This window comes from Corallococcus terminator (assembly GCF_049194865.1).
Classification (GTDB): Bacteria; Myxococcota; Myxococcia; order Myxococcales; family Myxococcaceae; genus Myxococcus; species Myxococcus terminator_A.
In genome coordinates this window covers 1-22082 of the sequence record NZ_JBLZWL010000048.1, presented here as the reverse complement: position 1 = coordinate 22082, position 22082 = coordinate 1, and the positions used below count along the sequence as shown (strand labels likewise).

Genomic DNA, 22082 nt, shown 5'->3' with positions numbered 1-22082 from the left:
AGCCCATCCCTCGCAGCACGTGCGCCAGCACCGCCGTCACGCCCGCCGTCAGCAGCACCCGGGAGTCGCGATAGAAGCTCAAGAGCGCCAGCGAGCCGAAGACATGGAAGTGCGTCTCCAGCCGCGCGCCCGACAGGTGCACGAGCAGCACGGACCACAGCACCTGCGTCACCGCCATCACCTGCCGCGTCACCACCTCGCCCGGCCGCAGCAACGCCAGCGTCACCGGGATGATGCACAGCGGCCCGCCCAGGAGCAGCGCCACCCACAGCGGCTCGGGACCGGGGTGCATCCGCCAATCCCAGGGATGCGCGGACGTCACCACCGCCAGCGCGAGCGCGAAGGCCCACTGGCCCACCATCAGCCAGATGCACAGTCCATCCGCTCGCCTTCGCACCGCGCCCAGGTACTCCGACAACAAGCCGCGCGCACGCGCCTCCATCGCCGCGTCCAGCGGCTTGGATTCCTGTCGTCCGGGCTCCGTCACCGGCGGCACGGAACGCAGGACCTCACGCGTGCCCATAGGACTCGCCAGCGCCCGTCCCGCGAGCGCACCCACTTCATGTTTGTTCGACATCCTCAGGCTCACCCCGGCCGCACTGGCCCCTCAGGATCCGCCCCATACTAACGCGACACGCATATCCAGCAATGCCGTTATTTCCGCTTAGGCCGGTTGTGGCGCCCTCAACACCCGGCTCCGTCTGGCGGGAGGAGGCGCGCTGCGGGCTGCAATGACAGGCGTTGTACCTGGGTACAATTCCAAAGCCAGACTCAGCGACATCCGGCCAATCCGGCTTTGAATCGAGTTGCAGGAAAGCACCCTGGGCATATCATCCGCGGGGTGGTGATGGTGGAGGACGCGGCCCACGCAGGTCGGAGCCTGCTCTGGCCCGGGCCGGTGGACTCCCCGACGGCTGGCGTTGGATTGAAGGTCTCGCTCCGCCCCCGGGGGGGTGGGCGGAGCGAGGCCCGCGGTATCCCGTCAGCGTGACGCGTGCACCAGCAGCTTGCGCAGCAGGGGCTCCAGCAGTTCGCGGCCTCGGAGCGCCGAGCACCACCGCTCCGGAATGGCCCGGGCCCCCAGCATGACTCCGGCGATGCCACCGGCCACCGCCGCCGTGGTGTCCGTGTCGTGTCCCAGCCGCACCGCCGCGCGCACCACGTGCTCGTAGCCATTGCCGCCCGCCACGCAGTCCCGCGCCGAGCGAAGACAGTCCACCACGTACCCCGAGCCATGTCCGGGCGTGTCCTCGGCGCCACGAGGGAGCACGGCATCGTCCAGCTCGGTGCGGGCCTCGGTGCCCTCGGGGTACAGCGCGCGGAAGGCCACGAGCGCGTCGTCCCACGGGCGGGCGGAGCCCTCCAGCGCGCGGCGGGCCCAGAGGCAATACAGCGCGCAGCACACCCGCGAGCGGAGGTGGCCATGCGTCACCAGGGACTGGAGCATGGCGTCGGACGCGAGCTCCGCGTCGGTTCCGCGATGCCACAGCGCGAGCGGCAGCACCCGCATCAGGGAGCCATTCCCGTTGTCCCGCTGCTCCGAGGGCCCGGAGCTCGTCCCAGGCACACCGGCGCGGAACATGGCCAGGGCCCGGTCCGTCTGGATGCCCACGTCGAAGACCTGTCCGTCCACGGCGAGGTAGCCCCATTCCCGCCAGTTCACCAGGCGCCGGCCCAGGTCCTCCAGGTCCAACCGTCCTTGATAGAGCAATGAGTCCAGCAGGCACAGCGCGTGTGCGCCGTCGTCGGACCAGGTGCCCGGAGGCACGTCGGGGTGCGAGCGCTGGAAACCAGCGGGGGGCTCGAACTCAATCGCTCCCGCCGGCGGAATCCCCTCCGGCGCGTGGAACTCGTAGGGCACGCCCAGCGCGTCTCCCACCAACAACCCCAAGAGCCCGCCCTCGATTCGCTCCTCGCGCGTCACCATGTCCCACCCCTCGGGCCTTTTTCACAACGTCGGATGACGGACGCTCGCGCCCGTGCCCGCCCGACGTCAAGTCGTCACGAGGAGGACGCGGCAAGGGGCTGGCCGGGAGCAGGCGTGCAACGGCCCGTCTGTCCGAGCCCGCCGCCAGGGCGATGCTCGCCACCTGAGAGGTCCGCACTTTGGTCCCCTGAAGAGTCGTTCGCTCCGGAGCCCCGGCGCCATGCAGGCGATGAGCGACTCCCCGCACCGGGCCTACTGGTGCCGAACCTCGGAGGAGGCATTCGCATGGCGTTCAATCTCATCGACATGGTGCGCGAGCGGTTCACCGGCAACGTGATGCAGAAGATGGGTTCCGCGATGGGCGAGGACCCCAGCACACTGGGCAAGGCACTCCCTGGCGTCATCGCCACGATTGGTGGGAGCGTGGCGGAGCGAGGCTCCACGGAAGCAGGCGCCCAGCGGCTGATGTCCCAGCTCAACGAAGGCGGTTACACGGGGCCCAACGCGGGCAACGAGGATATCCTCTCCGCGGACACCGAGGAGCGTGGACAGGGCATGCTCAGCGGCCTGTTCGGAGACAAGCTGGGCAGCATCACCAGCGCGCTCGGTCGCTCGGGCGGGTTCAGCAACAGCAAGTCCGCGGGCGGGATGATGGCCTTGGTCGCGCCCATGATCATGGGCGTGATTGGCAAGCACGTGCGTGACAACCGCATGGGTGCCGCGGGGCTGGGCCAGCTGCTGGGCAGCCAGAAGTCGCTGCTGTCCTCCGCGCTGCCCGCGGGGCTGGGCAGCCTCCTGGGCATTGGCGGCGCCGCCGCGGCGGTGGGGCCTCGCGTCGTCGAGGAGGTCCACGAGACGCGCGCCATCCCCACCGTGGAGACGGTGCGTCGGCAGCAGCCCATCGAGCGGGCGCCGGTGCACCACGCGGAGCCCAAGAAGAAGAACCTGTCCTGGGTCATCCCGGTGGCGCTGCTCGCGCTGCTCGCGGGCTGGTTCCTCACGCGAGGGCGGCGCAGCGAGCCTCGGCGTGAGCAGGCTGCCGTCACCCAGCCGGCGCGGCCCCAGGCACAGCCGCAGCCACAGCAGCGCCCGACGGACACGGGCGTGGGCGGCTCCGGCACGGCGGGCTCCACGCCCGCCATCGCCCGGGACGCGCAGAGCATGCGGCAGGCCATCGACAGCGGGGCGCGCAGCTTCATCCTCGCTGGCGTGGGCTTCGAGGAGGGCTCCGCGACGCTGACGCCGCAGAGCGACGCGAGCGTCGGGCAGCTCGCCTCCGTGCTGCGTGAGAAGCCCAACTCCCGCGTGCGCATCGCGGGCCACACGGATGCCACGGGTGACGCGAACGTCAACCGCCAGCTCGCCCAGCGCCGCGCCGAGGCCGTGCGCTCCGCGCTCGTCGCGGACGGCATCTCCGCCAATCGCGTGGACGTCGCCGCCGTGGGTGCCGAGCAGCCCGTGGCGTCCAACAACACCCAGCAGGGCCGCGACATGAACCGCCGCATCGAGGTCCAGGTCCTCAGTCGCTGAGTCCCCGGGACGCGCCCGCCTCGCCTGGCGCGTCACCCGGAACGAGGACGGTTCGGGCCCCCGCGTGGACACTCACGCGGGGGCCCGCTTCGTCGAGGAGTCCCTGGCTCGAGCCCCGCGTAACCCCACTCCGCGAGGAGTCTTCACGGGCCTCGCGCCGCATCGCGCTGTCGGCCATGCCCTCCCGCGTCAACACGCGAGGCCTGTCCGGAGGGCGTGCCGCATCGAGCCGTCGCCCGCATGGGTCCGCCCGCAGTGATTCCTCCCAACTCATTGACTCCGACAACCCATTCAACAACGCAGACAAGGGGCTGGAACGGTCAGAAACCGCCACATCGACAGGGTTTGTCGACTCGCGCTGTGAATTGGCCATCACATCCCGGCTCGACGGGGGCACGTCCCCTGCCCCGGCTCCTCGTCTGGAAGGGGCTGCAACTGTCTCGGTAGAGACAGCACACACCGACCCGCGTCGCAGCCAGTCGGGCTTTCCAGGCTACTCGGTTTGGCTCACTTTCATGGGCGAGCCCGGGGGCACCACGCCACCGGACTCAACTTCCATGTCTGGGGGGAGTCCATGACAGTGATTGCGTTCCGGAGCAGGGAAAGAGAAGTCATCGACCCTGGCTGCGAGCTGGAACGGCGACTGGGACTGGCGGCGAGCGAGGACCGGGCCCGGGGGATGTTCTTCCTGGGGGTGTTGGATGTGGTGCGCCGCGAGGCGGGCGAGACGGCGGCGGCCCGCTGCCTGGCGGCCTCCGGCGAGCGGCGCTTCGTCCCTTTCTTCCTCTACCCTGTCAGCTCCTTCCTCCGGATGTCCTTCGCGGCGGCGGAGGTCCTCGCGCCGAGGCTCGGGGGCTTCGAGACGGCGATGCGAATCATTGGCGCCCAGGCGACCCATGACTTCCTCGACTCGGTGGTGGGCCGCAGCTTCTTGATGCTCGCCGCGGGAGACCCGCGTCGACTCATCAACAACCTGCCGTCCGGCTATCGCACCGCCGTCACCTACGGCGAGCGGCATGTCACGTGGACGGCGGCGCACGAGGGCTGCTTCAACGTGTTCAGGGACTTCATGCCCCACACCTACCATGAGGGGGTGTTGCTGGCGGTGTTGCAGGCGGTGGGGACGCGCGTCGCGAGAGTCCGCGGGCGGCCCCTGAGCCTGCTCGACTGCGAATACGTCATGTCCTGGGCGTAGGAAACGCTGTCGTTCCGTCATCCGCCCCGGCGGATGTGAAGTGGCGTTCATCTCCCCGTCAGGGGGGCGTGGGTTTCCCAATCAAGGGGCGTACCACCAAGACATGGACGCGAGCACGCGCGGGGACATGGACATGGAGACGGGCGAGGAGCGCGGCGGGGTCGACCCGCTCACGGAGCTCGCACGGAGACTGGCTTTGACGACCCCGAGGGACAAGGCGCGGGGCATGTTCTTCCTGGGGGTGCTGGACGTGGTTCGCCGCGTGGCTGGAGAGGCCGCCCGGGCGCGGTGCCTCAAGACGTCGAAGGAGCGACGCTTCGTCCCCTTCTTCCTCTATCCCATCAATGATTTCCTCCGGCTGTCGTACTGCGCCGCTGGTCTGCTCGCGCCGAGACTGGGCGGGTTCGACGCCGGGCTCCAGGCGATGGGTGAGCAGGCCACGCGAGACTTCCTGGCGTCGGCGCTGGGCAGGACGCTGATGACGGCGGCGGGAGGCTCACCTCGGCGACTGATGGACCACCTGCCCTGGGGCTACTCCGCGTCCGTCAGCTACGGGGAGCGGCACGTGTCGTGGAAGAGCGAGCGCGAGGGCTGCCTCCACATGCGGCGCGACTTCATGCCGCCCCCGTATCACCAGGGGGTGCTGCTCGCGGTGTTGCGGACCCTCGGCGCGGCGAATGTGCACGTCGAGGGTCATGAGAACCAGCTTCTGGACTGCGACTATTCCGTGGCGTGGGAGTAAGGCGTCACGCCGTCCGCGTCACTCGTTCTGGCTGACGTAGTGGATGACGGCGGCGTAGAACTCCAGCTCGTTGAACAGGTCCGGCCCCAGGCCCGTGACGTCCAGGTGGTCCTGGTCGATGACGCTGGACAGCGACGTCATCTGCGCGCTGTCGGGCGTGTTCAGGTTCGTGACGGGCGCCACGGAGCCATCCACGCCGATGGTGTCCAACCCGAGCAGCGACTCGGTGTAGCGCAACCTGGGCCCCATCTGCTGGGAGTTGATGCCCACCACGCCGTCGTCATCACGCTCATTCCGGATGCCGTCGCCCTGGCCCGCCGCGCCGTCGTTGTCGCAGTCGTCGACGCAGTAGCCGTCACCGTCGATGTCATAGAGCGCCAGCCGCAGCAGGAAGAACGCGGGATTGACATCCAATCCGACCTGCGCGGTCATCAGCGACGCGTAATGGGACACATAGCGCGGGTCCATGGGGTTGGCCACGTTGAAGGCCTTCGCGCCCGTGGTGACACCGTCGTTGGGGTCATGGTCGTCGTAGATGAGCTGCTTGAGGGAGGCGATGGCGTCGTTGCCTGGCTGGTAGATGGCGTTGCCATAGATGTTCAACAGCGCATCGAGCACGGACGACACCCCGGGCCCCAGGTCCAACACGTACTTCGCCACCGGCGAGCCGCGGTGCGGTGAGGAGACGCTCACGAGGACGTCCACCACGGCGCGGCCGTGCCGTTCGAAGAGCACCTTGGCCGCCTTGCGCGCGTCCATGCCCCCCTGCGAGTGGCCGACGATATTCGCCCGCGTCGCGCCCGTCGTCGCCAGCACGCTCTCGACATCGTTCGCCAGGTCCAGCCCCCGCACTTCCGAGGAGTGGAAGGCCTGCACCTGCGCGCCGAACGCCCGCTGTCCTGGGTTGAGGTGCGGGTTGCAGCTCAGCTCCAGCAATTCGTTACAGGCGTCTCCCACGAAGTTGCCCAGCTCGTCCCCGAAGTAATCAAAGCCCAGCAGGTCATCATAGCCCGCAAGGCCATGCGCGAAGACCACGGGATGAAGCGTGCGTTGCGCCTGCTGTGCCCAGGCGACAGGCGCTCCCCCCAACAGAAAAGCGACGACGAGCGCCAACCCTGTCTGAATCCCTCTCATGTGCCTGACTCCTGGCCCAAGCAGGTTCGCATGGACCTTCAGCGCCGTTGCGGGCAAGCCCGCCGCCCGCATGGCTCGTGTCCGGCCCGCTTCCACGGACCAGCACCCACCGACGAGCAAGGAGCGACGCGAGAACACCGGGCCTTCAGACCCGGCGAAGACTCGCCAGAGGGCGTCTGCCTTTTCTAACGGAAGGCACGATACATGGCGGTGGGGCCCACCACCGGAGTGTCGGTGAACAGACACCGCCTTCATGTATCGCCGAGACACCGTGCCAGCTCAAGCCTGTCAATGGGAGGAAAGGACAACAGCGGTGGGCCGAGCGGCCCCCGGCGCCAGGAACGTGCGCGTCGAAGGCCCCGCGAGACAACCGATGGACCGCCACGCTGGGCTGGCGTGGACATCGCGAGCCACGCCCGCACGACGTCACTCGTTCTGGCTGATGTAGTGGATGATGGCCGCGTAGAACTTGCGCTCGTTGAAGAGGTCCGGCCCGAAGCCCACGACGTCCAGATGGTCCTGGTCGATGACGCTGGACATCGACGTCATCTGCTCTTGCCCCGGCGCGTTCAGGTTGGTGACGGCGTCGACGGACGTGTCCCTGACGATGGTGTCCATCTTGAGCGCGGAGGTGACGGGGGTGTAGGTCAGGCGCGGGCCCATCTGCTGGGAGTTGATGCCCACGACACCGTCGTCGTCGCGCTCGGCGCGCAGGCCGTCGCCCCTGCCCGCGGCGCCGTCGTTGTCGCAGTCATCCACGCAGTAGCCGTCACCGTCGATGTCGACGAACAACTGCTGAACCGCCAGGAAGGAGGGGTTGAGGTTCAGCCCCCACTGCGCGGTCAGCAGCGACGCGTAGTGGGAGGCATAGCGCGAGTCCATGGGGTTGGCCGCGTTGAAGGCCTTCGCACCCGTGGTGATGCCGTCATTGGGGTCATAGTCGTCGTAGACCAGCTGCTTGACCGCGGCGATCGGATCGCTGTCCTCGTCGTAGACCGCGTTCCCGTAGATCTTCGCCAGGAAGTCGGCCAGGTCCGTCACGGTGGGCCCCGTGTCGAGCACGAACTTGGCCACGGGTGAGCCCCGGAGTGGAGAGGAGACGCTCACCATGACGTCCACCACGGCGCGGCGCTTCCGCGTGTAGAGCGTGCGCGCGGCCTTGAGCGAGTCGCTGCCTCCCTGGGAGTGGCCGATGAGATTCACCCGCGTCGCTCCGGTGGTCGCCAGCACGCCTTCAATCTCATCCGCCAGTTGCAGCCCTCGCACCTCCGAGGACTGGAAGGGCGCGACCTGCGCGCCGTAGGCCTTCTGGCCTGCATTCAGGTAGGGATTACAGGTCACCTCGAACAGCTCGTCACAGGCGTCCCCCACGAAGACACCCGTCTCATCCCCGAAGTAGGCGAACCCCGCCAGGTCGTCGTATCCCCCCAGGCCATGCGCGAAGACCACCGGATAGCGCGTGCGCGCCGCACGCTCGTTGAACTGCGCCCACGCGCTGTCCGGACTCGTCAGCAAACATACACAGACGAGCAGGGCCGCGCTTCGAATGCCACTCATGCAACCACTCCTTGCCCACGCCACGCGCGGGTCTCAGCGCCCCGCGGGCATCCCCCATTCCCGCAAGGCTCAGGTCCAGCCGGTGGAAACCAGGCAGGCACTCACCGACGGACAAGGTGCGGTGCGAGACAATGAGCCAGACATTCCCTGGCGAAGGGCCCGGCGGCGAGTGTGGATGCTACTTAGTCACGGGCTGACACGGCGCGAGCCCCCGTGCCCGGGAGCGTCGCGCAACCCACACGCCATCTGTGACCTGACCCGGACTTCTTGAGACATCCGAGACATGGATGACTGTCAATGGGAGGAAGGGACCACCCCCCGGATGGCTGCCTCGAGTGTGTTCCGGATGAGCATGGCGATGGTCATGGGCCCCACGCCACCCGGCACCGGGGTGATGAAGGACGCGCGCTCGGAGGCGGCGGCGAACTCCACGTCGCCCACCAGCTTGTTGTCCTCCTCCTTGCGATTCATCCCCACGTCGATGACCACCGCGCCGGGCTTTATCCAGGCGCCCTTCACCAGCTCGCGCACGCCCACCGCCACGACGAGGATGTCCGCCCGCGATACTTCGGCCGGCAGGTCGCTCTTGCTGTGGCAGATGGTGACGGTGGCGTTGCGCTGCAGGAGCATCAGCGCCATGGGCTTGCCCACGATGTTGCTGCGGCCCACGACGACTGCGTTCTTGCCGGAGGGCTCACAGCCAATCTCCTCCAGGAGCCGCATGACGCCCAGCGGCGTGCACGCCCGGGTCGCCGCGCGGCCCAGCAGCAGGCTGCCCGCGTTCATCGGGTGGAAGCCGTCCGCGTCCTTCTCCGGCTTCACGGCGGAGATGATGACGTCCGCGTCGATGTGCCGGGGCAGCGGCAGCTGCACCAGGATGCCGTGGACCGTGGGGTCCTCGTTGAGCCGGTGCACCAGCGCCAGCAGCTCCTCCTGAGACACCGTGGAGTCCCGGTGGTGCTCCCAGGAGTTGAAGCCCACCTCCTCGGCGGCCTTCTTCTTCCCGGTGACGTACGTCTTGGAGGCGGGGTCTTCCCCCACCCGCACCACGGCGAGGCCGGGGACCAGGCCCCGCTCCGCCTTGAGCCGGTCCACCTCCGCCTTCACTTCCGCTCGCACCCGCGCCGCCACTGCCTTGCCGTCAATCAACTGGGCCATAGCGCGGCCCACTCTATGAGAGACTCCCCACCCGGCAGGGAGGGAAACCGCGGTCATGGGCTCAGGAAAAGTGCTCGGGGTGATGATAGGTATCTGTGTCGGGCTGCTCATCGGCAGCCCGTGGGCCATTGTCTTGCTGGGGGCGGTGGGCGGCTTCGTCGGGCACCGCTTCGACGAGATGAACGCCCTGCCCGCCGAGTCTCCCGACTTGCTCGCCGACTTCCCCCCGCTGTCGCCCTCCGCCTTCGCCGGACGCGGCGGGCCGCGCGATGCCGCCTCCGTCCAGGAGGAAGCCGACGCGCACCTGACGCGCAGCCTCTGCGCCCTCTTCGTGGAGGTCGCCCGCGCCGACGGGGAGGTCCGCCGCGAGGAGGTCCGCGAGATTCGCCGCTACTTCGAGGAGGTCCTCAAGTACGGCCCGGACTCGCTGGAGTTCGTCCGGGGGCGCCTCAAGGACTTCATCGCCGTCCCACCGAACCTGGATGACGCGTTGGCCGCCTGCCAGGAGGCCATGCCTTCCGACGAGCGGCGGCGGCTGCTGGACGCGCTCTTCGAGCTGTCGCTCGTGGACGGCTCCCTCCAGCGCTCCGAGCGAGAGATGCTCAGCCGGGTGGGCGACGGCCTGAACCTGTCCTCCGAGGAGCAGCACACCATCGCCGCGCTCCACCTGGGAGACAGCTCGGCCCACTACGAGGCGCTCGGGCTGACGCCAGACGCCACGAACTCCGAGGTGAAGAGCGCCTTCCGGCGGCTCGCCGCGGAGCTGCATCCGGACAAGCATGCCCACCTGAAGGGCGAGGACGCCGACGAGGTGGCCCGCCACTTCCAGGACGTCCGCGACGCCTACGAAGAAATCCGGCGCCTGCGCGGGATGTAGCCCTGGGTTACATCTGGCCATCGCCCACGACGAGGTCTTCTCCCGCCATGAGCTCGCAGAAAAAGTCGCCCCCGCCCCCAAAGAAGAAGGACGAGGCGTTCCACAACAACCCCTTCAAGTCCGCCATCAAGTCCATCCAGGACCAGGACAAGAAGGAGGCCCAGGCCCAGGCCGCCGCCACCGAGGCCGCGAAGCGCAAGCCGGCCCCGGCCCCCGCGCGCGCCGCCAAGGCGAAGCCGTCCCGTGAGAGCGCCGAGGACGACGCCGCCCTCTTCTATTCCGCCATGGACGGCGTGGCTCAAATCACGAGCCGAGGCGAGGCGCCCAAGTCGAACCCGCGCCTGCCGGAGCTCATCGACGAGAACGCGGAGGCGCTCGCGCAGCTCTCCGAGCTGGTCGCCGGCCAGGGAGACTTCGACATCTCCTCCGGCGCGGACGAGTTCCTCGAGGGCACCAGCCCCGGCGTGGACCGCAACCTGCTGCGCGCCCTGCGCCGAGGGGACTTCTCCATCCAGGGCCAGCTCGACCTGCACGGCATGACGCAGACCGAGGCGAAGACGGCGCTGGAGCGTTTCCTCGCCGACAGCCGCCGCGCCCGTCACCGGTGCGTGCTCATCGTCCACGGGCGCGGTTTGCACTCCAAGGACCAGATGCCGGTGCTGAAGGAGCTGATGAAGTCGTGGCTCGCACAGAAGCGGATTGGCGGACTGGTGCTGGCGTTCGCCACCGCACGTCCGCAAGACGGAGGAACGGGGGCTGTCTACGTCTTGCTGAGACGGTGACGGCCGTATCCTTTACGCGCGCCCGGCACTGTGCATACATACCGCCATGGCACGCGAACTGATCGACCTCCACATCCACGTGGGCGGGTCGGTGGCCCCTCACATCCTCTGGTCCATCGCCCATCAGCAAGGCTTCAAGCTCCCCGTCAAGACGTACTTCGACTTCGTGGAGCTCATCACCTCCCGTCCGGGCAAGGTGGGGAGCCTCGACGACTACCTGAAGATCCTCCACACCTGGACGGAGAAGATTCAGTCGTCGCCGAGCGCGATTGAGCGCTCCGTCTACGAAATCATCGGCAAGGAGTACCGGGGCAGCCGGGTGACGCAGATCGAGCTGCGCTTCAATCCCATGAAGCGCAACCTCCACTCCGAGCTGGACCTGGACCACATCATCCACGCGGCGCTGCGGGGCATGGACCGCGCGGTGCTCGAGTACGGCGTGAAGGTGGGCTTCATCTTCTGTCTGGCCCGTGAGTTCGACCACCGGCTCAACAGCATCCTCGTGGACAAGGCCATCAAGTACCGCACGCGCGGCGTGTACGGCATCGACCTGGCCGGCACGGAGACCAACGCCATGGAGCTCAAGCCGGAGGTCGTCGCGCAGTACGAGGACCTCTTCGGCCGGGCGCGGCGCGCGGGCCTGAAGTGCACGGTGCACACCGGCGAGACGCGCGGCACGGGCGCCGAGGGCGTCATGTCCGTGGTGGAGAAGCTCAAGCCGCACCGCATCGGCCACGGCATCCGCGCGGCCTATGACGAGGCGGCGATGAAGGTCCTGCGGGAGAACGACATCGTCCTGGAGCTGTGCCCGACGTCGAACCTGCACACCAAGGCGGTGGAGGGCGTGGAGGAGCTGCGCCACATCATCCGCACCTTCTGGGACCGCAAGGTGAAGTTCACCATCAACACCGACGGCCCCTACCTGCTCGAGACGGACATGCGCCGCGAAATCGAGCTGGTGGAGAACAACGGCATCCTCACGCCGGAGCAGGTGGACCAGACGCTCGCCTGGGCCCGCCAGGCGTCGTTCATCCCCGCCTGAGCCCAAGCATGTACGGACTGACTCGCTCGCTGCTCTTCCAACTCTCGGCGGAGCGCGCGCACCGGCTCGGCCTTTTCGGGCTGCGGGAGCTGGGGCACTCCCAGGAGCTGTGCCAGTCCCTGCGGGGGCGGGCCCTCCGGGGAGCCACCGACGCGCTGGCCGTGGAGGTGGCGGGCCTGCGCTTCGCCCACCCCGTGGCCCTGGCCGCGGGCCTGGACAAGGACGCGGAGGCGGTGGACGGCCTGTTCGCCTGCGGCTTCTCCGCCGTGGAGATTGGCACCGTCACCCCCCGTCCCCAGCCGGGCAACCCGACGCCCCGGTTGTTCCGCCTGCCGGAGCACCAGGCCGTCATCAACCGCATGGGCTTCAACAACCACGGCGCCGCCGTGGCCGCGGCCCACCTGCGTCAGCGCGACTGGCACCCCGGTCCGCTGGGCATCAACGTGGGCAAGAACAAGGACACGCCGCTGGAGCAGGCGGTGGACGACTACGTGGCGTGCGTGGACGCGCTCGCGCCCCTGGGTGACTACGTGGTGGTCAACGCCTCGTCACCCAACACGCCGGGCCTGCGCAAGCTCCAGGAGCCCGAGCAGCTCTCCGCGCTGCTGGGCGCGGTGCAGGAGCGCCTGGCCTCGGTGGCCCCGGGCAAGCCGCTGTTCCTCAAGATTGCCCCGGACCTGACGCCCGAGGCCGTGGACGAGGTCGTTGACGTGGCGCGCGCCCGGAAGCTCGCGGGCCTCATCGCCACCAACACCACGGTGGCGCGGCCGTTCGAACACCCGCTCGCGAAGGAGGCCGGCGGCCTGTCTGGCGCTCCCGTGCGAGAGGCCGCCAACGCCGTCATCCGGCGCGCGTACCTGCGCTCGGGCGGGGAGCTGGCGATCATCGGGGTGGGCGGCGTCTTCACCGCGCGGGACGTCTACGAGAAGCTGCGCGCGGGAGCGTCCGTGGTGCAGGTCTACACGGGCTTCATCTACGAGGGGCCCGGCATGGTGCGCCGCATCCTCCCCGCCTTGGCCGCCCTGCTCGCGAGAGACGGCTTCACGAGCGTCTCCCAGGCCATTGGCGCGGAGCACCGGAGCGCCGGGACGCCCGCTCCCTGAAGGCCGGGCCGCCCAGTGGGCGGCTCGTCGCCAGAGCCTCTGGCGGGGGCCTCTCGTCTCGCGCCACGGAAGGTGGGGACGCAAAGAGGCTGCGACAAAAAAGTGAGCGCTCGCCGGCGCCTTGGAGTTTCACCGGCGAGCGCCCCGGGCCGTCTGACTGGGAGACGACCTCGAAAGCTATTCCTGGAGGGTCAGCGAGCCACTGACGGTGCTCACTTCCACCTCGTGGGTGCCCGCGCCGTAGGTCTTCTTCTTCGACCCCAGGGCCACGCTGCTCCCGTTGAAACTCCCCCCTACAGAGCTGAATTCCACCTGCGCGTCCGCTCGCTCCGGCAGCTTCAGCCGGACGTTGCCCGACACCGTCGAGACCTCGGTGTCCTCGAGCTTCTTGGGAGCCAGTACCACCTCTCCCTCAACGGTACTCACCGACAAACGTCGCTCCGAGCCGTTCACTTCCACACGGCCGTTCACCGTGGCGTGCTGCTGAGGCCCCGCCACCCCCTTCACCACCACCGCCCCGTTCACCACCGAAACCTTCAGCTCCGACGCCCGCGGCACCTTCACCGTCAACCGCACCGAGCCATGCTCGTCCCGGCACGACTGGCTGCGTGCCCCACACGGGCCACAGCACACCCTCACCTCCACCTCGTCACCGTCCTGGCTGACTTCCACGCTCATGGCTTTCCGGGAACTGTCGGGATTTTCCGGAACAGCCTCGATTACCACATTATTCCCGTCTACCGCATCTACGCGGACCGCGCCATTAACATTGGAAAGATGGACCTGGGGAGTTCCATCCGTGTCGAACTTCCAGGTCTGCGTCGTCGGGGCGGCGGAGGCCAACACGGCCAGGAGGGGCAGCAGCATGAAGGGTGCTCCGAGGTAGGGTGCGTACACCCCACCTACGGACGGGCCGGCGCCCCATTGCCGGCGAACGACGCGAAGTATCCACGCCGGTCTGACATGCCCTCAGGGGCCGTGGACCACGCGTTGATACAGCGCGTCATGGAGGCGGATCAGCCGCTCCAGCGACAGCTCGCGGGCGACGAAGTCCCGGGCCGCGCGGCCCATGCGCCTGGCCTTCTCCGGATTCGCGAGGAGCTGGTTGATGGCCTGGGCGAGCTGGGCCGGGCGCTCGGCGGGGACGACGAGGCCGCGCTCGCCGTCGCGAACGAGGTCGGTGTTGCCTCCCACGCGCGTCACCACCATGGGGAGGCCGGCGGCCATGCCCTCCATGACGGCGTTGGACATGCCCTCCGCGCTGGAGCACAGCACGCCCAGGGTGGCGCGCGCGTAGATGGCGGCGACGTCCGTGCGGTGCCGCAGGAAGTGCACGGTGTCCGACACACCCAGCTCCGCGGCCAGCTTCTCCAGGCTCTTGCGGCGGGGCCCGTCGCCCACGAGGAAGGCATGCACCGGCGTGCCTCCGTGGTGGAGCATGGCCAGCGCCAGCAGCAGATCCTCCTGGCGCTTCACCGGGTGGTTCATGTTCGCGACGTGGACGATGACGGGCGCGTCGCCGGTGTCGGGCAGCGGGGCCTTGAGGCCCTCTTTCATGCGCGCATCGAAGCGGGCCAGGTCCAGGCCATTGTGGATGACGGAGATGCGTGAAGCGGGCAGGCCCTCTTCTTCCACCAACAGCCGGCGGATGGCCTCCGCGTTGGCGACGACGTGGTCCGCCATGGCCGTCAGCCGCGAGTGCACCGCGCGCCGCGCCTTGCCCTGCCAGTGCGACAAGTCGAGCCGACCGACGATGACCTTCGTGCCCGCGAGCTTCGCGGCGGGCACGGCGATGAGCGTGGAGTAGAAGTCGTGCACGTGGACCAGGTCCACGCGGTTGGACTTCAGCCAGCGGGCCATGCGCATCACCTGGTACGCGGTGTTGGCCTGGGCGACGGAGCCCTTGAGGGGAAACGTCTCCGCCGCGTAGCCCATCTTCCACACCGCGCCCATCAGCGGCCCGGCGTCCTCCAGCACGGAGACCTGGAGCTGGTAGCTGGAGGGCAGGCCCCGCAGCAACTCCAGCACCTGCACCTCCGTGCCACCAATATGGAAAGACCGGGTGAACTGCACCAGGCGCATTGGCCTTGTCCCCATATTCACGTCTTCACGCCGCATGTCCCGACCCCTCCCACGCCCCCACGGGCCCGACGGGTGCCTGGCCAGCCGGCACGCCCACCGTCTCCGTCACTTCCGCCGCTCGGGCGATGCGGTGCGCCGCGGCAGCCAGGCCGAAGAGCACGTAGCAGTGAGCGGAGAGGATGTAGCCGGAGAACAAGTCACACGTCAGGTAGCCCGCCACGGACGCTGACAGCGCCCGCGCAATCCAGCCCACTTCCTTGCTGCGCGACGCGGCGAACGCACCGCCGGACGCGCCTCCCGCGAACACCAGGAAGAGCACCAGGCCCACCCAGCCCAGCTCTCCCACGACGTCCAGGAAGATGTTGTGCGCCACGTACGCGCGCCGCGCCTCCGGAGGCGCGTACTCCGCCCACGCGTAGCGGAAGCTGCCCGCGCCCACGCCCAACAGCGGCTTGTCCAGGCTCATGCGGCTGGCCACCTGCCACGCGTAGACGCGGCCCATGGCGGACGCATCCTCATGGAAGGACGCCACCGTCTCGTTGCGAGCCCAGAAGCTCTCCGGCGCGAAGACGACCAGGCCCACCACGAAGAGCGAGCCCACGACGATGGCCTGGATGCGGCGCTTCTCGCGGAACGCCCACAGGCCCATGGCCACGGACAGGCCGATGAAGCCACCGCGCGAGTGCGACAGGACGATGGCCACCACCGCCAGCACCGCCGCCAGGAGACACGCCGCCCGCCACACCCAGGGCGAGCCCTTGCGCGCCACGAAGGCCACCGCGAGCGGCACCACCAGCACCAGGTTCATCGCCATGTGGTTCGGGTCCGCGTACACGCCCACCCAGCGCGCGCGGAAGCCCTCCACCAGATTCTCCCCCACCATGTACCAGTTGATGACGCCGATGGACGTCACCACGGAGGCCAGGACGATGGACCCGCAGACGACGGCGAGCCTGCGCCCGTTGGTGATGACATTCACGACGGTGAGGTAGATGGCCGTCAGCTTCAAGAGCTCGATGCCCGTGAAGCGCGCCACCTCCGCGTTCACCGCCCACGACACCGACAGCACGGCGAGGCACGAGAAGCCGATGAGCCCCCAGCCTCGCGCTCCATCCAGGTAGAGCGGCTCTCCGCGCCCCAACCTCCGAATCACCATCAAACCCGCGGCTACGACTGACGTCAGCAGCGCCAGCCGAAGCGGCGCCAGCACGGGGATCCACTCACCCGGCACCGCGTACATCACCGCGGCGAATGCGGTCAGCGCATAGAAGGCCCACACGTCACGGCGCTGCCCCTGCTCTCCCGGCACCATGTCCCTCCTCCTCTGGCAGTTCACGCGCGTACACCTTCGCGTGCGCCAGGCAGTAGCAGAGGGCGTGCCAGGGTCCGGGCTCGCAAGCACCCGGATCTCCACGGGCAGGAAGGCCCCCGAGTTACCGGGAGGCCGCCCACCCTGAAAAAGCTACGGCACCGGGTGGCTCTCCATGGGCAACACTTCGGACGCGACGGGACTCCACTTCGCGTCCTCCAGCCACGCCGCGCCCAGCTCGGACAACAGCCGCGTGAGTGTCACACCCACCATGCGGCGCAGCTCCGCGCGAGCCTCCGGGGCCACCGCGCCCTCCAGGCCCGACACGGCGCGCTCGGACGCGGAGGCGAGCAGGCGGGGCGCTTGGGGCGAGCCTTCGAAGAGTCGCTGGCCCAACTCCACCGTGCGCCCCAGCGGCACCGGGCGGGCATCCGGCCGCGCCTCCAGCACCGCCATGGCGACCACGGCGGCGAAGAGCCGCTCCACGCCAAGCGTCTCCAATGGAACACCGAAGCGGGCCACTGCCTGGTGCGCGGCCTCGGGCGTGCCACCCAGCACGCCCCGCAGGACCTCCACCTGGGCCTCCGCGCGCGCGAGCACGGCCTCGCTGGCGGCGACTTCGCGCAGGGAGCGGAACGGCACCGGCTCCGCGCCCTCCACCTTCAGCGTGCGACGGGGCCGCTTGCGGCGCAGGGCCTCCAGCGCGGCGCCCTCCTCCGGCAGCACCAGCAGCACGCCGTCCACCATGGCGCCCGGCGACTTCGCCAGCCGGTCCGCGCGGAACTTGAGCTGGAGCGTCAGCGTGAAGCCCGTCTGGAAGATGCGCCGCAGGGGCGTGTCGCGCAGCACCTCGATGGCCCGCGAGGGGTCCGCCCCCGTCAGGTGCTCCAGGCCGAGCGAGAGGTAGTCCCGCACCATCTCCCCCACCCTGCGCACGGCATCCAGGTCGCCAGGGTCCGCCAGCTCCGCCACCAGCGCCGCGTTGGCCACGCCCGCCAGTTCATCCTCCGCGTTCTGACGCTCGATTTCCGTCAGTCCCCGGAAGGCCGCGTCCAGGTAGTCCACGTGGCCCTGGGGCGCCGTCAGCGCCGCCGTGCCCGACGTGGCCGGGGGCCGACGCGACGGCACGTCCACGCGGCTGAAGAGCGCCATCGCGTCCTCCAGCGTCGGGAAGCCCAGGTCGAGCAGGCGCGCCTTGCGGAACTGGAAGGCCGTCTCCTCCAGCTCGGCGGGGACCTCCCAGCGCACGGCCTCGAGCAGCCGCACGGCCTCGAAGGGGTTCTCCGCGATGAGGTCGGTGACGAGCGCCCGCACCGCGTGCATCTCCACGCCCTCGGCCTTGATTTCGACCAGGTAGCGCCCTTCCGGAGTCTCCATCGTCACGCCCTGCGGGTTGACGTCCGGGTTCTCTTCCAGGTCATGCACGGCGACCAGCTCGTGCAGCAGGTACTCCAGCACCTCCAGGTCCACCGCGTGCAGCTTGCGCAGGAACTCCGGGGTGTCGTCGAAGCCACCGCGCGCGGCGCGCAGCCACGTCAGCACCTCGTGCGAGTCCAGCTTGTCGCGCTTCCAGGCGCCCAGGTCCACGAAGGCGCGGAACTGGCCGGGCGACACGAGCTGCACCAGCTCCGTCGCGTCCGCGAGCCCCACTTCCTGGATGGTGAGGTAGAGGCTCTCCGGCGGCAGGGCGCGCACCACCGCCCGTGCATCCGCTCCCTCCAGAAGCGCGTCCATGCGCCTCCGGGGTGACAGCCTCATCAACTGCTGCTGCAACTCGCGCAGGGCGAGCTGCGAATCCCTGCCATTACCCTTGCCGTTCTCGGAGGACACGGCGGCGTGCCTACCACAGCGCCTCCCCCGTCGGGAGAGGAACGCCACGTCGAGCGGCGACTAGACGATGAAGCGCGAGCGCCCGAGAAGGGCCCGGCTCAGATGCGGGAGGCCTTGCCGAAGGTGTCCAGCAGCGCGCCCCAGACCTCGTCCACGCCCCGCCGCTCCGTGGAGGAGAACGGAAGAATCGCCTCCATGGGCAGGTCCATCAGGCGCGACAGCTCCTGGAGCCGGGGCAGCGTCTTGGCCTTGGTGAGTCGGTCAATCTTGGTGGCCACCACCAGCACCTTGCGCTTGTGGGATTGCAGATAGTCGAGCGTGGCCAGGTCGTCCGGCGTGGGTCCGACCTCCGCGTCGATGATGCTGATGACCACCTCGAGCCGGTGCCGCTTCTCGAGGTAGGTGGTGATCATCTGCTCCCACTGGGCCTTGTCCGCCTTGCTCGCGCGGGCGAAGCCGTAGCCCGGCAGGTCGCACAGGCGCACCTGGTGGCGGAAGGTGCCGCGCTCCAGGTCCACGTCGAAGAAGTTGAGCGTCCGGGTGCGGCCCGGGGTGTTCGACACGCGCACCAGCTTCTTGCGGCCAGTGAGGGTGTTGATCATGGAGGACTTACCGACGTTGGAGCGGCCCACGAAGGCCACCTCTGCGGTATGTCCCTGCGGGTAGCCCTTGGGCTCCACCGCGGTGACGACGAATCGGGCGTCCAGAATCTTGATCAAGCGGCTACTTCTTCGCGGTGGAGGGGGGAGTGGCCGGAGCCTCGGTCCGGGCGGCGCGGCGGGCGCGCTCGGCCGACCAGTGGTCGATGGCCTTGAGCGACTCCTTGAAGTCGAACGGCCGCAGGGAGGGCGAGGAGGCGTCGTGGCAGGAGCGGCACTGCTTCTCCGACGGGTCCACCAACCCCACCAGGCGCGCCAACTCCGGGTCCTTCATCACGTACTCGGGCGAGTAGTACTGCCCGCCCCCGTGACATGTCTCGCAGCTCACACTGGCCTGCGTCTGCGCCACCTGGTCCGGCGAGTGGCAGGACAGGCAGCGGCCGTCCTTCTGCTGCTGATCCGAGAGGGAGCTCACCGCCCGGGCGTGCTTGGACTGCATCCACGCCTCGTAGGCCTCCGGGTGGCAGCCCTTGCAACTGTCAGCGCCGACGAAGTCCGCCGCCCCGGCCACGCCACAGAGGGCCAGCAGGAGGACGGGAAGAATCCTGGAGCCAGGAGCGCGCATGGCTCGCGAAGTAGCAGACCCCCCCGGACGGGGCAAGGCGTCTCGTGGTTGAATGCCCGTCGGAATCATCCGTTGAAAAGAGAGGGCAGCGCTTGAGCCCCGCCCGCCCTTTCCATTAGGGAGGAAGTCGTGATGAGGACCTTGATTGCGCTCGCCGTGATTGCCGTCGCCTTCCCCGCTGTCGCCAAGCCGTGGCAGGGCGTGGAGCCCGGCGTCACCAAGAAGGACGAGGTCGTCAAGAAGTTCGGCGAGCCCTCGCGCACCGTTTCCCAGGACGGCAAGGAGACCATCGCCTACCTCGGCAAGGAGGCCATCAAGGGCACCAGCCAGGCGCAGTTCAAGGTGGACGCGAGCGGCCTCATCGAGCGAATCGACGTCTTCCCCGGGCCCGTCATCGACAAGGAGACCATCGAGACGAGCTACGGCCCCGCCTGCCCCTCCGGCGCGGTGCCCGCTTCGCCGTGCTACCAGCGCAAGCTGACGGACGACTTCCGCACCTACTTCCTCTACCCGAAGCTGGGGCTGGCCATCTTCTTCAACGAGGACGGCAAGACGGTGCAGTCGCTCACCTTCACCACGCAGAAGGCCGCGAAGTAGGCCCCGCACCGTGCACGTCTTCGGGCTGACGGGCGGTATCTCCTCCGGCAAGAGCACCGTCACCCGGATGCTGCGGGAGCTGGGCGCGGAGGTGCTCGACGCGGACGTGCTCGCCCGCGAAGTGGTGGAGCCCGGTACTCCGGGCCTCGCCGCCATCGCCGAGCGCTTCCCCGGCGTGGTGGGCATTGATGGCCGGCTGGACCGCGCGAAGCTGGGCGCGCACGTGTTCGGCAACGACGCCGAGCGCGCCGCCCTCAACGCCATCACCCACCCCCTGGTGCGCGAGGCCTTCGTGGAGAAGGTCCAGGCCCTGGAGGCTCGGGGTGTGGAGCGTGTCATCTACGACGTCCCCTTGCTGGTGGAGGCGGGGATGCACGAGTGGATGGAGGGGGTGGCGCTGGTGTGGGTGCCCCGGGGCCTGCAAAAAGCGCGGCTGATGGCGCGTGACGGGCTGGACGCGACGGCCGCCGAGGCGAGGCTGGCCGCCCAGCTCCCCCTGGACGACAAGCGGGCCCACGCGACGTGGGTCATCGACAACAGCGGGGACTTGTCCTCCACCCGGGAGCAAGTGGAGTCGGTCTGGCGCGCCATGCTCGCGCGCGGCTGACGGGCGAGTATGCTCCGCGCGCAATGAGCGAGACGCGCAAGAAGACCGGTGCTGGGACGTACTTCATCACCGGCTATCCCGGGTTCATCGGCAAGCGGCTGGTGGAGCACATCGCGCGGGAGGACCCGAAAGGGCACGTCTACGCGCTGGTGCAGCCCAAGGCGCTCAAGGAAGCGCAGAAGCACGCGTCCAAGCTGAAGGGCGCCACGGTGGAGCTGCTCACCGGGGACGTGGTGGACATGCACCTGGGCCTGTCGGGCGAGGAGTACCAGCGCCTGTGCGAGCGGGTGACGGACATCTTCCACCTGGCGGCGGTGGCGCAGTTGGGCGTGGCCAAGGACACCGCGTGGCGCGTGAATGTGGACGGCACGCGCAACATGCTGGAGCTGGCGCGCGACTGTGAGCACCTGGCGCGCTTCAACCACTTCTCCACCTGCTACGTGTCCGGCGACCGCGTGGGCGTCATCGCCGAGGACGAGCTGGACCGCGGACAGGGCTTCCGCAATCCGTACGAGGAGACGAAGTTCCAGGCGGAGCGCCTGGTGATGCGCGCCAGCTCCACCCTGCCCGTCACCGTGTACCGGCCGTCCAGCGTGGTGGGCGACTCGCGCACGGGGGAGATCGACAAGTTCGAGGGGCCCTACTACCTGGGCATCCTGCTCGTCACGTCGCCGCTGGTGGTGCCGCTGCCCTTGCCGGGCAACGGCGTGGCGCCGCTCAACGTGGTGCCGGTGGACTACGTGGTGGAGGCAGTGTGGCGCCTGGGGAAGGACCCGCGCGCCGCGGGCCGCACGTTCCACCTGGTGGACCCGAACCCCATGAGCGCGCGCCGCGTGTACGAGCTCATCGCGGAGAAGGCGAACAAGAAGCTGCCTCGCTTCAACCTGTCGGCGCGCGCGGCGGATGTGATGCTGCGGCTGCCGGTGCTGGAGAAGCTGGCCCGGCCGCAGCGCGCGGCCATCAGCTATGTGAATCACCTGGCCATCTACAACTGCCACAACACGCTGGAGTTGCTGGACGGCACGGGGGTGAGGTGCCCTCCCCTGTCCTCGTATCTGGACCAGCTGGTGGCGTACGTGCGCGAGCAGTACCGCAAGCGCCGCGAGGGCTCCGAGGTGGATGACCCGCTGGACCAGGGCTCCGCGACAGGGTGAGCGAGTGGGGGCCTCCGTGCTAGATCGGAGGACCTCATGGCACGCACCTTCCAGGTAGGCGACACCTTCACGCACGTCCGCGAGTGCGACCTGTACAGGCCGATCTACTACGCGGGCGCATCCGGGGACTTCAATCCCATCCACATCGATCCGGAGGTCGGCAAGGTGGCTGGCCTCGACGGCGTCATCCTGCAGGGCCTCTGCACGCTGGCCTGGGCGGTGGAAGCCGTCG

General features: G+C 69.0%; 21 protein-coding genes and 1 pseudogene. 11 read left to right on the top strand and 11 right to left on the bottom strand.

From position 1 onward, the window contains the following. Both ACN469_RS16460 and ACN469_RS16455 read right to left on the bottom strand, forming a co-directional pair. Positions 1 to 577 (bottom strand): annotated as a pseudogene (locus ACN469_RS16460) (sensor histidine kinase); the annotation flags it as partial. Positions 578 to 982: 405 nt separating this feature from the next. Then, positions 983 to 1927 (bottom strand): ADP-ribosylglycohydrolase family protein, encoded by a 945-nt coding sequence (locus ACN469_RS16455; RefSeq protein WP_498768962.1) that lies wholly within the window; start codon positions 1925 to 1927, stop codon positions 983 to 985. 285 nt (positions 1928 to 2212) lie between these two features. On the opposite strand from ACN469_RS16455, the gene ACN469_RS16450 reads away from it, so the two are divergent. The 3 genes from ACN469_RS16450 to ACN469_RS16440 all read left to right on the top strand — a co-directional run bounded on the left by ACN469_RS16450 (position 2213) and on the right by ACN469_RS16440 (position 5394). Beyond that, positions 2213 to 3457 (top strand): OmpA family protein, encoded by a 1245-nt coding sequence (locus tag ACN469_RS16450; protein ID WP_498768960.1) that lies wholly within the window; start codon positions 2213 to 2215, stop codon positions 3455 to 3457. A 574-nt stretch (positions 3458 to 4031) separates the two neighbouring features. Next, entirely contained in the window at positions 4032 to 4652 is a 621-nt protein-coding gene (locus tag ACN469_RS16445) for a TIGR02265 family protein (RefSeq protein ID WP_498768958.1), read from the top strand. A gap of 103 nt (positions 4653 to 4755) precedes the next feature. Beyond that, a complete protein-coding gene (locus ACN469_RS16440; RefSeq protein WP_498768956.1) occupies positions 4756 to 5394 on the top strand; it encodes a TIGR02265 family protein in 639 nt (212 codons plus the stop codon). An 18-nt stretch (positions 5395 to 5412) separates the two neighbouring features. Here ACN469_RS16440 and ACN469_RS16435 read toward each other — a convergent pair whose 3' ends face one another. From ACN469_RS16435 to folD, 3 genes are all read right to left on the bottom strand, one after another. Further along, positions 5413 to 6528 carry an esterase/lipase family protein gene (locus ACN469_RS16435; protein WP_498768954.1) on the bottom strand — a complete coding sequence of 372 codons (1116 nt, stop codon included), beginning with the start codon at positions 6526 to 6528 and terminating at the stop codon, positions 5413 to 5415. Positions 6529 to 6954: 426 nt separating this feature from the next. Further along, a complete protein-coding gene (locus ACN469_RS16430; protein ID WP_498768952.1) occupies positions 6955 to 8085 on the bottom strand; it encodes an esterase/lipase family protein in 1131 nt (376 codons plus the stop codon). Between the two features lie 294 nt (positions 8086 to 8379). Continuing rightward, entirely contained in the window at positions 8380 to 9243 is an 864-nt protein-coding gene (gene folD, locus ACN469_RS16425; RefSeq protein ID WP_498768950.1) for a bifunctional methylenetetrahydrofolate dehydrogenase/methenyltetrahydrofolate cyclohydrolase FolD, read from the bottom strand. Positions 9244 to 9298: 55 nt separating this feature from the next. Between folD and ACN469_RS16420 the strand changes: the two genes are divergently transcribed. The 4 genes from ACN469_RS16420 to ACN469_RS16405 are packed head-to-tail and all read left to right on the top strand — an operon-like array spanning position 9299 to position 13047. Beyond that, the gene (locus ACN469_RS16420; protein ID WP_498768948.1) at positions 9299 to 10120 is read left to right on the top strand and encodes a TerB family tellurite resistance protein; all 822 of its coding nucleotides are present in this window, start codon (positions 9299 to 9301) and stop codon (positions 10118 to 10120) included. Positions 10121 to 10167: 47 nt separating this feature from the next. Beyond that, on the top strand, positions 10168 to 10902 hold the full coding sequence (locus ACN469_RS16415) for a Smr/MutS family protein (protein WP_498768946.1): 735 nt from the start codon (positions 10168 to 10170) through the stop codon (positions 10900 to 10902). A gap of 46 nt (positions 10903 to 10948) precedes the next feature. After that, positions 10949 to 11944, top strand: a complete 996-nt coding sequence (locus tag ACN469_RS16410; protein ID WP_253991962.1) for an amidohydrolase family protein — start codon at positions 10949 to 10951, stop codon at positions 11942 to 11944. Positions 11945 to 11952: 8 nt separating this feature from the next. After that, positions 11953 to 13047, top strand: a complete 1095-nt coding sequence (locus tag ACN469_RS16405; RefSeq protein WP_498768944.1) for a quinone-dependent dihydroorotate dehydrogenase — start codon at positions 11953 to 11955, stop codon at positions 13045 to 13047. A gap of 177 nt (positions 13048 to 13224) precedes the next feature. On the opposite strand, the gene ACN469_RS16400 is transcribed toward ACN469_RS16405, so the two are convergent. The 6 genes from ACN469_RS16400 to ACN469_RS16375 all read right to left on the bottom strand — a co-directional run bounded on the left by ACN469_RS16400 (position 13225) and on the right by ACN469_RS16375 (position 19492). Beyond that, positions 13225 to 13914 (bottom strand): DUF4097 family beta strand repeat-containing protein, encoded by a 690-nt coding sequence (locus ACN469_RS16400; protein WP_498768942.1) that lies wholly within the window; start codon positions 13912 to 13914, stop codon positions 13225 to 13227. Between the two features lie 102 nt (positions 13915 to 14016). Beyond that, positions 14017 to 15165 carry a spore coat polysaccharide biosynthesis glycosyltransferase ExoK gene (exoK, locus tag ACN469_RS16395; protein ID WP_498768940.1) on the bottom strand — a complete coding sequence of 383 codons (1149 nt, stop codon included), beginning with the start codon at positions 15163 to 15165 and terminating at the stop codon, positions 14017 to 14019. Further along, complete coding sequence (gene exoJ / locus ACN469_RS16390; RefSeq protein ID WP_498768938.1) at positions 15155 to 16441, bottom strand: spore coat polysaccharide polymerase ExoJ; 1287 nt, start codon at positions 16439 to 16441, stop codon at positions 15155 to 15157. Before exoJ ends, exoK begins: the two co-directional genes overlap by 11 nt. Before the next feature lie 150 nt (positions 16442 to 16591). Further along, complete coding sequence (locus tag ACN469_RS16385) at positions 16592 to 18316, bottom strand: DUF6178 family protein (protein ID WP_498768936.1); 1725 nt, start codon at positions 18314 to 18316, stop codon at positions 16592 to 16594. 50 nt (positions 18317 to 18366) lie between these two features. Further along, complete coding sequence (yihA, locus tag ACN469_RS16380; RefSeq protein ID WP_498768934.1) at positions 18367 to 18987, bottom strand: ribosome biogenesis GTP-binding protein YihA/YsxC; 621 nt, start codon at positions 18985 to 18987, stop codon at positions 18367 to 18369. 4 nt (positions 18988 to 18991) lie between these two features. Beyond that, on the bottom strand, positions 18992 to 19492 hold the full coding sequence (locus ACN469_RS16375) for a cytochrome c3 family protein (RefSeq protein ID WP_498768932.1): 501 nt from the start codon (positions 19490 to 19492) through the stop codon (positions 18992 to 18994). Between the two features lie 132 nt (positions 19493 to 19624). On the opposite strand from ACN469_RS16375, the gene ACN469_RS16370 reads away from it, so the two are divergent. From ACN469_RS16370 to ACN469_RS16355, 4 genes are all read left to right on the top strand, one after another. Next, positions 19625 to 20089, top strand: a complete 465-nt coding sequence (locus ACN469_RS16370) for a hypothetical protein (RefSeq protein WP_498768930.1) — start codon at positions 19625 to 19627, stop codon at positions 20087 to 20089. 10 nt (positions 20090 to 20099) lie between these two features. Further along, positions 20100 to 20696: a dephospho-CoA kinase gene (coaE, locus tag ACN469_RS16365; protein ID WP_498768928.1), complete on the top strand. Its 597-nt coding sequence runs from the start codon at positions 20100 to 20102 to the stop codon at positions 20694 to 20696. Positions 20697 to 20719: 23 nt separating this feature from the next. Beyond that, the gene (locus ACN469_RS16360; protein WP_498768926.1) at positions 20720 to 21850 is read left to right on the top strand and encodes an SDR family oxidoreductase; all 1131 of its coding nucleotides are present in this window, start codon (positions 20720 to 20722) and stop codon (positions 21848 to 21850) included. Positions 21851 to 21886: 36 nt separating this feature from the next. After that, positions 21887 to 22082, top strand: a 196-nt coding sequence (locus ACN469_RS16355) for a MaoC/PaaZ C-terminal domain-containing protein (protein ID WP_498768925.1), incomplete at its 3' end; no start/stop codon positions are given.

Bases quoted from the DNA above. Each gene is read 5' to 3' on its own strand.
- ACN469_RS16440 (WP_498768956.1), top strand. From the start codon at position 4,756: ATGGACGCGAGCACGCGCGGGGACATGGACATGGAGACGGGCGAGGAG.
- ACN469_RS16445 (WP_498768958.1), top strand. From the start codon at position 4,032: ATGACAGTGATTGCGTTCCGGAGCAGGGAAAGAGAAGTCATCGACCCT.
- ACN469_RS16435 (WP_498768954.1), bottom strand. From the start codon at position 6,528: ATGAGAGGGATTCAGACAGGGTTGGCGCTCGTCGTCGCTTTTCTGTTG.
- ACN469_RS16455 (WP_498768962.1), bottom strand. From the start codon at position 1,927: ATGGTGACGCGCGAGGAGCGAATCGAGGGCGGGCTCTTGGGGTTGTTG.
- ACN469_RS16405 (WP_498768944.1), top strand. From the start codon at position 11,953: ATGTACGGACTGACTCGCTCGCTGCTCTTCCAACTCTCGGCGGAGCGC.
- ACN469_RS16360 (WP_498768926.1), top strand. From the start codon at position 20,720: ATGAGCGAGACGCGCAAGAAGACCGGTGCTGGGACGTACTTCATCACC.
- ACN469_RS16415 (WP_498768946.1), top strand. From the start codon at position 10,168: ATGAGCTCGCAGAAAAAGTCGCCCCCGCCCCCAAAGAAGAAGGACGAG.
- ACN469_RS16420 (WP_498768948.1), top strand. From the start codon at position 9,299: ATGGGCTCAGGAAAAGTGCTCGGGGTGATGATAGGTATCTGTGTCGGG.
- folD (WP_498768950.1), bottom strand. From the start codon at position 9,243: ATGGCCCAGTTGATTGACGGCAAGGCAGTGGCGGCGCGGGTGCGAGCG.
- ACN469_RS16430 (WP_498768952.1), bottom strand. From the start codon at position 8,085: ATGAGTGGCATTCGAAGCGCGGCCCTGCTCGTCTGTGTATGTTTGCTG.
- ACN469_RS16375 (WP_498768932.1), bottom strand. From the start codon at position 19,492: ATGCGCGCTCCTGGCTCCAGGATTCTTCCCGTCCTCCTGCTGGCCCTC.
- ACN469_RS16370 (WP_498768930.1), top strand. From the start codon at position 19,625: ATGAGGACCTTGATTGCGCTCGCCGTGATTGCCGTCGCCTTCCCCGCT.
- exoK (WP_498768940.1), bottom strand. From the start codon at position 15,165: ATGCGGCGTGAAGACGTGAATATGGGGACAAGGCCAATGCGCCTGGTG.
- ACN469_RS16400 (WP_498768942.1), bottom strand. From the start codon at position 13,914: ATGCTGCTGCCCCTCCTGGCCGTGTTGGCCTCCGCCGCCCCGACGACG.
- ACN469_RS16410 (WP_253991962.1), top strand. From the start codon at position 10,949: ATGGCACGCGAACTGATCGACCTCCACATCCACGTGGGCGGGTCGGTG.
- exoJ (WP_498768938.1), bottom strand. From the start codon at position 16,441: ATGGTGCCGGGAGAGCAGGGGCAGCGCCGTGACGTGTGGGCCTTCTAT.
- ACN469_RS16450 (WP_498768960.1), top strand. From the start codon at position 2,213: ATGGCGTTCAATCTCATCGACATGGTGCGCGAGCGGTTCACCGGCAAC.